The 12,124-nt window shown below is 68.6% G+C and carries 13 protein-coding genes; 9 read left to right on the forward strand and 4 right to left on the reverse strand.

Features of this window, described 5'->3' with window-relative positions:
• Positions 1–83: 83 nt before the first annotated feature.
• A complete protein-coding gene (locus ACQP2T_RS56520) occupies positions 84–653 on the reverse strand; it encodes a TetR/AcrR family transcriptional regulator (RefSeq protein ID WP_433512963.1) in 570 nt (189 codons plus the stop codon).
• A gap of 126 nt (positions 654–779) precedes the next feature.
• Here ACQP2T_RS56520 and ACQP2T_RS56525 point away from each other — a divergent pair, with 126 nt between their 5' ends.
• A complete protein-coding gene (locus ACQP2T_RS56525) occupies positions 780–1,487 on the forward strand; it encodes an alpha/beta fold hydrolase (RefSeq protein WP_433512964.1) in 708 nt (235 codons plus the stop codon).
• A gap of 134 nt (positions 1,488–1,621) precedes the next feature.
• Here ACQP2T_RS56525 and ACQP2T_RS56530 read toward each other — a convergent pair whose 3' ends face one another.
• From ACQP2T_RS56530 to ACQP2T_RS56540, 3 genes are read right to left on the reverse strand one after another with little or no spacing between them, the layout of a single operon-like run.
• Positions 1,622–2,752 (reverse strand): serine hydrolase domain-containing protein, encoded by a 1,131-nt coding sequence (locus tag ACQP2T_RS56530; protein WP_433512965.1) that lies wholly within the window; start codon positions 2,750–2,752, stop codon positions 1,622–1,624.
• Between the two features lie 48 nt (positions 2,753–2,800).
• Positions 2,801–3,622, reverse strand: coding sequence for an ABC transporter permease (locus ACQP2T_RS56535; protein ID WP_433512966.1), 822 nt, complete (start codon positions 3,620–3,622; stop codon positions 2,801–2,803).
• 55 nt (positions 3,623–3,677) lie between these two features.
• On the reverse strand, positions 3,678–4,622 hold the full coding sequence (locus ACQP2T_RS56540) for an ATP-binding cassette domain-containing protein (protein WP_433519968.1): 945 nt from the start codon (positions 4,620–4,622) through the stop codon (positions 3,678–3,680).
• Positions 4,623–4,851: 229 nt separating this feature from the next.
• On the opposite strand from ACQP2T_RS56540, the gene ACQP2T_RS56545 reads away from it, so the two are divergent.
• The 8 genes from ACQP2T_RS56545 (at position 4,852) to ACQP2T_RS56580 (ending at position 12,011) form a co-directional block, all read left to right on the forward strand.
• Complete coding sequence (locus tag ACQP2T_RS56545; protein ID WP_433512967.1) at positions 4,852–5,244, forward strand: GntR family transcriptional regulator; 393 nt, start codon at positions 4,852–4,854, stop codon at positions 5,242–5,244.
• A complete protein-coding gene (locus ACQP2T_RS56550; protein ID WP_433512968.1) occupies positions 5,241–6,131 on the forward strand; it encodes an ABC transporter ATP-binding protein in 891 nt (296 codons plus the stop codon). The genes ACQP2T_RS56545 and ACQP2T_RS56550 overlap by 4 nt, the downstream gene beginning before the upstream one ends.
• Positions 6,128–7,180 carry an ABC transporter permease gene (locus ACQP2T_RS56555; protein WP_433512969.1) on the forward strand — a complete coding sequence of 351 codons (1,053 nt, stop codon included), beginning with the start codon at positions 6,128–6,130 and terminating at the stop codon, positions 7,178–7,180. The genes ACQP2T_RS56550 and ACQP2T_RS56555 overlap by 4 nt, the downstream gene beginning before the upstream one ends.
• Complete coding sequence (locus ACQP2T_RS56560; protein ID WP_433512970.1) at positions 7,177–8,595, forward strand: S41 family peptidase; 1,419 nt, start codon at positions 7,177–7,179, stop codon at positions 8,593–8,595. The genes ACQP2T_RS56555 and ACQP2T_RS56560 overlap by 4 nt, the downstream gene beginning before the upstream one ends.
• 12 nt (positions 8,596–8,607) lie before the next feature.
• Positions 8,608–9,762, forward strand: coding sequence for an alpha/beta hydrolase family protein (locus tag ACQP2T_RS56565; RefSeq protein ID WP_433512971.1), 1,155 nt, complete (start codon positions 8,608–8,610; stop codon positions 9,760–9,762).
• A 439-nt stretch (positions 9,763–10,201) separates the two neighbouring features.
• Positions 10,202–10,951 carry a glucose 1-dehydrogenase gene (locus ACQP2T_RS56570; RefSeq protein WP_433512972.1) on the forward strand — a complete coding sequence of 250 codons (750 nt, stop codon included), beginning with the start codon at positions 10,202–10,204 and terminating at the stop codon, positions 10,949–10,951.
• A gap of 115 nt (positions 10,952–11,066) precedes the next feature.
• The gene (locus tag ACQP2T_RS56575) at positions 11,067–11,501 is read left to right on the forward strand and encodes an Rrf2 family transcriptional regulator (protein WP_433512973.1); all 435 of its coding nucleotides are present in this window, start codon (positions 11,067–11,069) and stop codon (positions 11,499–11,501) included.
• An 84-nt stretch (positions 11,502–11,585) separates the two neighbouring features.
• Positions 11,586–12,011, forward strand: coding sequence for a nuclear transport factor 2 family protein (locus ACQP2T_RS56580; protein ID WP_433512974.1), 426 nt, complete (start codon positions 11,586–11,588; stop codon positions 12,009–12,011).
• Positions 12,012–12,124: the final 113 nt, after the last annotated feature.

The raw sequence follows: 12,124 nt of genomic DNA on the forward strand, positions 1-12,124 counted from the left end.
GCCATCGGCCTTTCGGGCCCGCCGCATCGGCCGAACGGCCTTTGTTACCGCGGCTTCCGGACCGGCACCCTGACGTCGTGTTGTCAGAGGTCCTGCATGGGGAAGACCTCGTCGACGGCGCGGCGCAGCGTTTCGCGGACGATGGCCGCGTCGTCGAGTTCCGCGCCTTGGAAGGCGCCGTCGTGCAGCATGACGAGAACGCGGGCGGCGTGGTCAGGGTCGGGGTGGCCCAGGTCGGCCGACAGGTCGCGCAGCGTCCTGAACAGCCACGTGCGCTGGTCGTCGATGACCGCGCGCACCGGGTGATCGGGATCGGGATACTCGGCGGCGGCGTTGAGGAACTGGCAGCCGCGGAAGTCGTCCTCGCCGAGCGGGGCACTGAGGACGGCCATGACCGCGCGGACCGCTTCGCGCGGTGACTTGTCACCTCGTGCCCGCTCGACCGCGTCCTTGATCCCCTCGGCAGTGGCCTTGAGGTAGGCGACGACCAGATCGTCCTTGCCGGGGAAGTGGCGGTAGAAAGTGGCGCGTGTGACCGAGGCCTCGGTGATGAGGCGCTCGACGCCCACGGCACGGATGCCCTCGGCGTAGAACAGGCGGGACGCGGTGCGCAGGAGCCGGTCCTTGGGGTGGAGGTCCTGAGCGATCGTCATCTCCCCATCTTAAAAGAAAGACCAGTCGTTCTGAGAAGCTGCCCGCGTCGATTGCCCCATCCAGAGAGAACGACTAGTCTTTCCGCCAGAAAGACCAGTCGTTCTTCCTACTAGGAGATGAGATCCATGAGCACCACTCCCACGATCGTCCTGGTCCACGGCGCCTTCGGCGGCTCCGACATGTGGCGCGGCGTGATCGCCAAGCTCCAGACGCACGGCTACACCGCGGTCGCCGTGGCCAACCCGCTGCGCGACCTGGAGTCCGACGCGCGGTACGTCGCCGAGACCGTCCGGGCCGTCGACGGCCCCGTCGTCCTGGTGGGCCACTCCTACGGCGGCGCGGTGATCACCCGCGCCGCCCGGGATACCTCGAACGTCGAAGCCCTCGTCTACAGCGCGGCGTTCCAGCCCGACGAGGGCGAAAGCTCCTTCGGCCTGGCCGGCCGGTTCCCCGGCGCGAAGCTGGGGCCGGACACCACCACCGTGGTCGAGCACGAGGGCGAGCCTGAACTGCGGGTCCAGCCCGAGCACTTCCGGGACGTCATCGCAGGTGACTTGCCCGAAGCGACCACGAATGCCCTGGCGGTCACCCAGCGCCCGGTGCTTCAGAAGGCACTGACCGCCGAGCTGTCCGGCCGGCCCGCGTGGCGCACCCTGCCGTCGTGGACGTTGATCGCGACACAGGACAACGCCATCCCGGCCCAGGCACAGGAATTCATGGCCGAGCGCGCCGGGTCACACGTGGTACGTGTGCGGGCGTCCCACTCGCCGTCGATCTCACAGCCGGACGCGGTGGCCGACCTGATCATGGAGGCCGCCAAAGCCAAGCGCTGACCTCAACCGCACTTCCTTGGTGCTTGACAGCAACGACGAAGGTTCTCCGCACTTCCGGGGCTACCACCTCGCGGGCGGCCGACAAACGGGCGAGCCCCGCCAGGCCCCGAGGCCGGGGCGGTCCGGCCGTCCGGTCAGCCGAGGGTGACGCCGTACATCGCTTTGATGATCTTGATGGGGATGTCCAGGTTCTTCGGCTCGATGTTGGTGTGGACGGCGACGCTCTGCCGGCCGTCGTCGGTGCTCAGCGCGAGAGTGAAGGATCCGGGCAGGGTGCCGCTCACGCCTCGCAGCGTCAGGCCGTTGGTCCCCGCGCTGTCGAACTCGATCACGCCGAGGCCGTAGCGAGCGTGCGGCAGCCAGACGACGCTGCCGGAGGAGACCATGGTCCACATCTCATGGTGCTGGGCCGGTGGTAGCAGGCTGCCGGTCGCGATCGCCTTGAGGAAGCGGCTCAGATCGCCGGTGGTGGAGACGATGCCGCCGGCCGCCCATCCCCATGAGGTGTTGAGCGCGGTGCAGTCGATGGGCGGCAGGCCGGAGTCCTCCCCCAGGGAGGCATAGTCCTCCGGGGTGAGCGATGCCGGGTCGGCACCTTCCTTGAGGATATTGGCGACGTATGCCTGGGGGTGCGGGTCCGGGTAGCTGGTGTCGGTGATGGGCCGTACGTAAGTGCTGGTCAGGCCAAGCGGCCGGATGACTGTGCGTTCGACCTCGGCGGCGTAGCTGTTGCCGGTGACCTTCTCGATGATCGCGCCGGCCAGGTAGTAGCCGCCGTTGGCGTAGACGAAGCCTTCGCCCGGCTCGCCGACCGGCGGCTGGGAAACCGCGAGGTTCAGCAGGTCGGAGGTGTTCCAGACGCGAGCCGGCTGGGTGACGAGGCTGTGCTGTAGTTCTGGTGCGAGGCCGGTGAGGAACAGGCCGCTGGTGTGGTTGAGCAGCTGTCGGATGGTGATCTTGTTGCCGTCGTAGCCGCCCGCGTCCATGACACCGGTCAGCCATTTGTGCACCGGATCCTCGAGGCTCAACCTGCCTTCGGCCGCCAAAGCCAGCATTGTGGCGGCGGTGAAGGCCTTGCCGGAGCTGCCGATGTGCAGGTATTCCCCGGGCTGACGGCGGCGTCCGGTGGCGAGGTCGGCCACGCCCGCGGTGCCGAACCACGCTCCGCCGGCGTCATGGACTTCGGCGACGATGCCGGGAATGCCGTCCTCGGCCACAGCCGAGTCCAGGATCTGCTGCACCTTTTCGTAGGTGTTGTCGGTCATTTTGCTGCCTTTCCGGAGGAGAACGATTCAGCAGAGAACGAGCGGGGTTCAGCGTCCTCTGCGCATGTAGGCGCGCAGCGACAGCGGGACGAACACCGCCAGCAGGACGGCCGACCAGAGCAGGACGGTGGTCGCCGGATGCGCGAGCGGCCAGGCCACGTCCCCGGAGGGGGCTCCCGGGTTGCCGAACAGCTCACGGGAGGCGGCGGTGAGCGCGCTGACCGGGTTCCAGTCGGCCAGGAAACGCAGCCACCCGGGCATGCCGTCAGTCGGGACGAACGAGTTGGAGAGCATGGTGAACGGCAGGAACAGTGGCACCACCACCTGGGCGACCATCTGCTCGTTCTTCACCACCAGGCCCACATAGACGCCCACCCAGCCCAGCGCGTACCGCAGCAGGAGCATCAGCCCGAACGCCTCGGCCGTCGGGATCAGGCCGTGGTGCGGTTGCCAGCCCACCAGCAGGCCGGTGCTCACCATGATGGCCAGGAGTGGCAGGCCGATCAGGGAGTCGGCGCCGGTCTGCCCGAACGGCACCGCCAGCCGGGCCATCGGCATGGAGCGGAACCGGTCCATCACGCCGCGGGCGGCGTCGGCGGCCGTGCGTGCCATGACTCCTTGCAGGGCGGTGAAGGTGATCATCGAGAACAGGCCGGGCATGAGGTATTCGCGGTAGTCACCGCCGCCCGGCACCTGGATCGCGCTGCCGAGCACGTACCCGAACAACACCACCACTATGGCCGGGAAGAGCAGCGCACCGACGATCTCGCCGGGCTCCTGGCGCACCCGGCCCAGCTCGCGGCCGACCAGGGTGAGCCCGTCGATGAACGTCCAGCGCAGGCGGCCCATCCGCGAGGTGAGGGCGGTCATCGGGCGGCCTTCTTCGGGTTGGTGCGAGCGGTCATCAGATGGCTGGTCCGGGCGGTCATCGGACGGTCTCCTTGCGGTCGGTGAGGCGCAGGAACACCTCATCGAGGGTGGGGCGGCGCAGGCTCACGTCGAGCGCGGCGACCCCGGCGCGGTCGAGCTCGCGCACAATGTCGGCGAGCCGGAACCCGCCGCCGGGCAGGGCGACGCTGAGCCGGTCGGCGTCCGTCACCGTGGGTTCGGCCCCGGCCAGGGCGTTCAGCGCGGTCGCCGCCGGGCGCAGTGCGGCAGGGTTTTCGACGACGACGTCGAGGCGGTCCCCGATGGTGGCCTTCAGCTCGTCGGGAGTGCCCGTGGCGATCACCTGGCCGTGGTCGATGACGGCGATGTCGTCGGCCAGCCGGTCGGCCTCGTCCAGGTACTGCGTGGTGAGCAGCACCGTGGTGCCGTCCGCCACCAGCTCGCGGACGCTGTCCCAGATCTCGCCGCGGCTGCGCGGATCCAGGCCGGTGGTCGGCTCGTCCAGGAAGAGCACCTCGGGGCGCAGGATGAGGCTGGTGATCAGGTCGAGGCGGCGCCGCATGCCGCCGGAGTAGCCGGCGACCTGGCGATCGGCGGCGTCCATCAGACCGAAGCGTTCGAGCAGCTCATCGGCCCGCCGGTGCGCCTGGCGCCGGGAGAGGTGGGACAGGCGCCCGAACATGCGCAGGTTGCCGCGCCCGGTGAGCTTCTCGTCCACGGCGGCGTACTGGCCCGCGAGCCCGATCTTCTCGCGCACCTTGCCGGCCTCGCGGACGACGTCGTGACCGGCGATGCGGGCGTACCCGGCATCGGGATCGGACAAGGTCGCCAGGATGCGCACCGCGGTCGTCTTGCCCGCGCCGTTCGGCCCCAGTACGCCACAGACCATGCCTTTCGGGACGCTCAGGTCGAGGCCGCGCAGTGCGTGGGTGTCGCCGAAGGACTTGTGCAGCCCCTCGGCGACCACGATCGGATCCATGATCCTCCCTCCATTGAGTACTTCGTACGCAGTTACGACGCTCAGAGTAAATTACTGAGTACCGCGTACGCAACTAGAGGGTTGAGCGATGCCCCGGATGCGGCCCGAGCGCCCGGCCCGCAGGCCAAAACCCGCCTACAGCCGCACGCAGATCACCGAGACGGCGATCCTTATGATCCTTTAACATGGAGAAGCCTAAAGTACTAGCAAGCTAGATAAATGGAGAAAGACAGTGATCGAGTTCCATCTGGACGGCAGGTCGGGTGTTTCGCCGTACCTGCAGCTGGTCCAGCAGGTACGGCATGCCCTACGACTCGGACTGCTGCGCGAGGGCGACCAACTACCGACCGTCAAGGAGGTGGTGGCGCACCTGGCGATCAACGCCAACACCGTCCTGAAGGCCTACCGGGAGCTCGAGCACGAGGGCCTGGTCGCCGCCCGGCCGGGGGTGGGGACGTTCGTGACGGCGACGCTCACCGGCACCTCGCTGGCCGCGCACGGCCCGCTGCGGATGGAACTGCGGCGCTGGCTGGCCAAAGCCCGCCGGGCCGGCCTCGACGAGGAAAGCATCGAGGCCCTCTTCATGACCACCTTTCGGACCACCGCTCAGGAGGACATAGCGTGAACGCTGTCCTGCAGGCCCAAGGACTAGGCAAGAAATACGGCAAGCGCTGGGCGCTGCGCGAGTGCACCATCGACATCCCGGCGGGCCACGTCGTCGGACTGGTGGGGCCCAACGGGGCCGGTAAGACCACGCTGCTGAAGCTGGCCTGCGGCCAGCTGGAGCCGACCGCGGGCGGCATCACCGTGCTCGGCGGCAGGCCCGCCGCCACGCCCGCGCAGCTGGCCAGGATCGGCTTCGTCGCCCAGGACACCCCCGTCTACGCGGGACTGACCGTCGCCGATCACCTGCGGTTAGGCACACGGCTCAACCCTCGCTGGGACGCCACCATGGCGCGGGAGCGTATCGCGCGACTCGGTCTCGATCCCGGCCATCGGGCGGGCAGGCTGTCCGGCGGGCAGCGCGCTCAGCTCGCCCTCACCCTGGGTCTGGCCAAGCGACCTGAGCTGCTGATCCTGGACGAGCCGGTCGCCTCGCTCGACCCGCTGGCCCGCCGTGAGTTCCTGCAGAGCCTGATGGAGGCCACGGTCGAGCACGAGTTCAGCGTGCTGCTCTCCTCCCACCTGGTCTCCGACCTGGAACGGGTCTGCGACTACCTGATCGTGCTCGTCGACTCCCGCGTCCAGGTCGCCGGGGACGTCGACGAGCTGCTGGCCACCCATCACCGGCTCGTCGGCCCGCGCCGCGATCCCGACCGGCTCCCCGCCGACCAGCAAGTCGTCTCCGCGCGCCACACCGACCGGCAGAGCACGTTCATCATCCGTACCGACGTCCCGATCCACGACCCCGCCTGGACGGTCAGCCAGCTCAGCCTGGAGGACCTCGTCCTGGCCTACATGGAGAAGCGCACCGCCGAGAACCGGCGCGTCGCCCTGGAGGTGCAGCGATGATCTGGCTGACCTGGCGCCAGCTGCGCGGCTCGGCCGCGATGATGGCCGCCCTGCTCGTCATCCTCGCCGTCGTCCTGGCCCTGACCGGCCCGGACCTGGCCTCCGGCTACTCCACCGGTATCGCCGGTTGCGTTCAGGACGACACCTGCGTCCGCTTCTACGACCGGTTCTTCGGCGAGTACGACACGCCCTTCATGGCCGTCAGCCTCGTCGTGCTGCTCCTGCCCGCTGTCGTCGGGCTCTTCTGGGGAGCACCGTTGATCACTCGCGAGCTGGAGACCGGCACGCACCTGCTGGTGTGGAACCAGACTGTCACTCGCGGCCGTTGGCTGGCGGTCAAGCTCGGGCTCACCGGCCTGGTCGCCATGGCCGCCGCCTGCCTGTGCGGCCTCGCGGTGACCTGGTGGTCCGATCCCCTGGACAAGTCGGCCCCGGGCGACCTGGCCTTGATGGCCCCTCTGGTGTTCGGCGCGCGCGGCATCGCCCCGATGGGGTATGCGGCGTTCGCCTTCGTCCTGGGCGTGACCGTGGGCATGCTGGTGCGCCGCACACTGCCCGCCATGGCCCTCACGCTGGCCGCCTTCGTCGCGATCCAGCTCGCCATGCCGCTGCTGGTCCGGCCCCACCTGATGCCCCCGGTCACGGGAACCTTCGAGCTCAGCGAGACGAACCTTGACGGCATCGGCATAAACCGTGACCAAGGCGGACGTGTGGAGCTTCGCCTGAATGCGGCTGTTCCCGGCCACGCGGGCGCCTGGGTCCTGTCCAGCGATCTCGTCGATCCGTCCGGACGTACGGTTGCCGGCCCCGAGCCCGGAGTCGGGATCGTCCAGATCTCGACGACGTCGGGACCCTGCGCACCGTCGCCATCGGCAGGGATGGGCGCGTGCCCGAGAGAGATCAACCGTCTCGGCTACCGGCAGAAGGCGACCTACCAGCCCCTGGAGCGCTTCTGGCCCTTCCAGTGGATCGAGACCGGGATCTACGCCCTGCTCACCCTCGGCCTCACCTGGCTCTCCTTCTGGTGGATCCGCAGGCGCCTGTCATGACCGCCATCAAGATGGCGACCGCCGGGCTCGCCCTCCTGCTGGCGGCGGCCTGCACCGCACCGACGCCACCGCGCAGCCAGGCGAGCACGGCAGCCAGTACGGTCTGCCCGTCGCCCCAGGGACCCCCCGGGGCGGAGACGCCCACCACGATCGACGTCATCGAGCAGGCGTACTTCTGCATCCTCGGCAACTACTACAGCGGCGCCACGCTGGACGCCCGCTCGCTGCTGCTCGCCGGATTCGTCGCGCTGACGCAGGAGCTCAACCGCAACGGCCGCGACCTGCCCGAGGCCACCATGCCCGCGCTGACCGGCGACCGCAAAGCCGACTGGACCGCCTTCGAGACCGCCTACCGCAAGGTCACCGACCAGGCCCCCGACCTCCGCGACAAGCTGGCGATCGTCACCCTAGAGGCCATCGTGGCCGCCCTCGGCGACAACCACGCCCGCTGGACACACGGCGTCAAGCGGCCGCCCGACTACTACGACGGTGACGGCTACGGCCTGGGTTTGCAAGCGAACGTCGAAGGCTCGCAGATGGAGGGCAACCCCCGCGTCGCCCTTCCCCCGCTGTTCGTCACCACCGTGCAGGGCGGCGCGGCGCGGGCCGCCGGACTGCGCCCTGGCGACATCATCGAATCGATCAACGGATCGGCGCCCTTCATCGACGGCGATCCCAGCCCCGCGATCGCCGCCCTCTACCCGCAATACCCCGAAGCGCGCCCGGTCCGGCTGCGGCTCCTGCGCCAGAGCACCGGCCGCCGTTGGAGCATGACGCTCAAGCCCGGCCTCTACCAACGGGACCTGGCCGCCCTGCAAGTGGTGCAGTCCAAACTGCTGGACGACAGCATCGCCTACGTACGGCTGCGCGGGTTCGCCCCCGACTCCGCGGACCGGGTCCTCAAAGCGATCTCCAGGCTGCGCACCGGCCGCACCCTCACCGGCGTCGTACTGGACGTGCGCGGCAACGGCGGCGGCAGCCCCACCGAGGCGACCCGGCTGGTGAGCGCGTTCGGCCACGGCAAGGTCACCGCCTACCAGTGCACCGTGGACGGCAAGTGCGAGACCTCGCGGACCGACGACACCGTCGAGCTGGTCAACCTGCCGCTGATGGTGCTCACCGACCAGGGCTGCGCCTCAGCGTGCGAGCACTTCAGCTCCGCCGTCAAAGATCATCGCCTCGGCCGGCTGGTCGGCACCAGAACCGCCGGGATCATCTCCGGCCCGGCGCAGTCACATCTGCTCGGCAACAACACCCTGCTGGGCTTCCCCACCAGGCACCACCTGGGGCCCGATCGCGAGGTGATCGACCGGATCGGCGTGGCCCCCGACCACCAGGTGCCCCTGACCCCGAAGGACGCGGCCACCGGGCGCGACCCCGCCCTGGCCAAGGCCCTGACCTTGCTGCACACCTGAACGGACCTCGCGATGAGACACCCTTTGGCAGTCGCCGCAGCACTGACCGTCCTGGCCACGTCCGCCTGCACGGCACCCGCGCCACCCCGCTCCGCCGCCCCCTCGGCCACACCGACCGGCCCCGCCACCCTGCCCGCCCCCACCGGCACCCACCCGGTCGGCACCACCGCCCTGTATCTGAAGGACACCTCCCGCCCCGATCCGTGGAACTTCGACGTCGATGCCAGGGAGCTCAAGGTCACCCTGTGGTATCCGACCAAGCAGCGGGACGGGGAGCGTGCGCCGTACATGACACCGAAGGAATCGGAGTTGGCCATAAGGCGCTATGGGGTCGCGGGCGTCCCGGACGACACGCTGAGCAAGACCCGTACGAACGCCATCAAAGACGCGAAACCCGCAGGGGAAAAGCTTCCGCTGGTGGTGCTGTCCCCCGGCTTCACCAATCCGATGAGCACGCTCACGTCGCTGGCCGAGGACCTGGCCGGCCGAGGGTACGTCGTGGCCGGCATCGACCACACCTACGAAAGCTACGCCACCACCTTCCCCGACGGGCGGGTCGCCGAATGCCTCGCCTGTGACAGCGACACCGACCCGGGCTTCGGCACGGGAGTGGTCCAGGGCCGGGCGGCCGACGTCTCCTTCGTGCTCGACCAGCTGCCCGCGAAATGGGCCGGCTCCAGCGTGATCGACCGCTCCAGAATCGCCATGGTCGGCCAGTCGATCGGCGGGGCCAGCGCCATGGCCGCCATGCTCAAGGACCCCCGCGTACGGGCCGGAATCGACATGGACGGCACCACCTACGCCCGGATCCCCAAGAGCGGGTTCTCCCGGCCGTTCATGTTCCTGGGCTCGGCGCAGCACGTCCCCGGTGGGCGCGACACTTCGTGGGATCGCGACTGGAAGCTGCTGACCGGGTGGAAGCGCTGGCTCGTCGTGACCGGCGCGGAACACTCGAGCTTCACCGACGCCCCGCTGATGGCGGGCGTCCTCGGCATCAAGCCTGCCTACGGCGTTCCGCCCGCGGCGCGCGCCGCCGAGCTCACCCGCACATACGTGGCGGCCTTCCTCGACCAGCACCTGAAGTCCAAGCGGCAGCCCCTCCTGGACAAGCCGTCATCGCGCTACCCCGAGGTCAAATTCTGCCCCGCGGCCTGCGCTCAATCCTGAGACCTGGCACATCCGCCGAAGCAGCCCGCGCCCGATCGGACGAACGCGGGGCTTACCTCTTCTCGCGCCGCTCCGAGCGGTTCCTGGCCGAAGTCGACCAAGAATCGCCGGACAGTCCACGAGCCTGCCCCCCTCGTCTGCCCCACGTGCCGCAACCGTGACGCCGGGTCGACACCGATCGCGACCGTGCTGATCCGGCCCTCCGGCTGGGGCTGAGAGCGCAATCGTGCCCAGCCGGACCCCGCCGACCTGTGAGGACGTCACGAAGTGCTTTGGCGATGAAAAGAATGCGTGGCGGCCCCTCCAGGTGGGCGTAGAAGTGCTGGAGCATTTGACGCCTCTGTTGTAACAAGTACTGTTACAACAGGGGTCACCGTGCCACGGTGGCGGCCGAGCAGCAAAAACCAGTCTTCTTCACATCGACAGCAGGAGTGCAGTCATGGGTCAGCTTGAGGGCAAGACAGCCGTCGTCACCGGCGCCACCACCGGAATCGGTCTGGCCGCCGCCCGGCGCTTCGCCGTGGAGGGAGCCCACGTATTCATCACCGGCCGCCGCCAGGACGTCCTGGACGCCGCGGTCGCCGAGATCGGCCCCAACGCCACGGGCGTGCGTGCCGACGTGTCCGATCTGGCAGACCTCGATCGGCTCTACGCAGCGGTCGCCGAGCGCGGCCGCCCGGTGGACGTGCTGTTCGCCAATGCCGGTGGCGGGGAGTTCGCTCGTCTGGAGCAGGTTACCGAGCAGCACTTCGACACCACCTTCGGTATCAACGTGCGCGGCCTGCTGTTCACCGTACAAAAGGCCCTGCCGCTGCTGGCCGACGGAGCCTCGGTGATCCTGACCGGCTCCACCGAGGGCACCAAGGGCGCCGAGGCGTTCGGCGTCTACGCGGCATCCAAGGCCGCCGTCCGCTCCTTGGCGCGCACCTGGGCGAACGAGCTCAGTGACCGCGGCATCAGGGTCAACGCCCTCGTACCCGGCCCGATCGAGACCCCCGGCATCACCGGTCTGGCCGCCGACGAAGAGGAGGCCCAGCAGCTCAAGGCCCACCTCGCCAGCACCGTGCCGCTGGGCCGGATGGGCCGCCCCGAGGAGTGCGCCGCGGCCGCACTGTTCCTGGCCTCCGACCAGAGCACCTTCACCACCGGTAGCGAACTGCACGTCGACGGCGGCCTCAACCAGGTCTGACATCAGAGGGCGGCGATGCGTTTCCTCCGCATCGACTTGCCTGGCCGCCATCCGATCATGAAGAGCAGTTTTCATCCAGCGAGTTTCAATATTACGACTCTGAGGAGGTGACGTTGTGGGCGCCAACAGCAGACTCACCATCGCGGCCCATGCACTGACCTGGATGGAAGTGCACCGACGCCAGGGGAACGAGCTCTCCACGTCGGAGCAGATCGCGGGAAGTGTCAACACCAATCCCGTGGTCATTCGCCGTCTGCTGGGAGAGTTGCAGAAGGCGGGCATCGTGGAATCTCGACGTGGCGCGGGAGCCGGTTGGACGCTGGCCCGTGAGCTGGAGTCGATCACACTGCTCGACGTCTATCGGGCGGTGGAGCCTGGCGTTCTGTTCGCGATGCACCGGTCGACGCCGAATCAGGAGTGTCCGGTGGGCGTGGGCATCCAACCGGCCATGCAGGAAATCTACGACCACATCGAGGCGACCCTGCGAGCCGAACTCGCCCGCACCACGCTCGCCGAGGTATTGCAGGGAGTGCTGTCCGGCGCCGACTGAGGCTGATCCAGCCATGGGAGAGCAAGCGCCGAAGACCCTTTTTTGCGACTTGACGTAACAAACTTAGTTACTACGGAGGTAACGATGCTGGAGCCCACCAACCAGGCCGGCACGCGGGAGACAGTGGAGCGCTTCTTTGCGCTCTTGGGCACCGGGGACTTCGACGGCATCGCTGACGCGTTCGCCGACGAGATCGACTGGTACGTGCCGGGCAGCGCGGAGGTCCCGTGGACGGGGCCCCGGTCACGACGCGAGCAGATCCCTGAGTACTTCAGGCTCATGGGCTCCGCGTTCGTCCCGAGCAGGGCCGAGATGTCGATCGACAAGATCCTCGTCGACGGCTCCGACGCCGTCGTCCTGGCCCGTTTGGGGCAGACGGTCGCGACGAACGGCCGCCAGTTCCACATGCCCGTCGCCTTCCACTTCACCGTGACGGACGGCCTGATCGGACGCATGCACTTGTACGAGGACACGTTCCTCGTCGGGAAGTCGCTGGGCATTCTCGACTGACAGTGACGGTGTACTGAGCTGGCTGTAGCTCGTTTCAGCGACCGGAGCAATCACGCAGTGAGGCATATCCGTCCTGGTAGTAGCGCTGGTGGACACGATCGTGCCGTCGGCGC

The sequence above is a fragment of the Nonomuraea sp. CA-143628 genome, from assembly GCF_050942315.1.
Taxonomy (GTDB): Bacteria; Actinomycetota; Actinomycetes; order Streptosporangiales; family Streptosporangiaceae; genus Nonomuraea.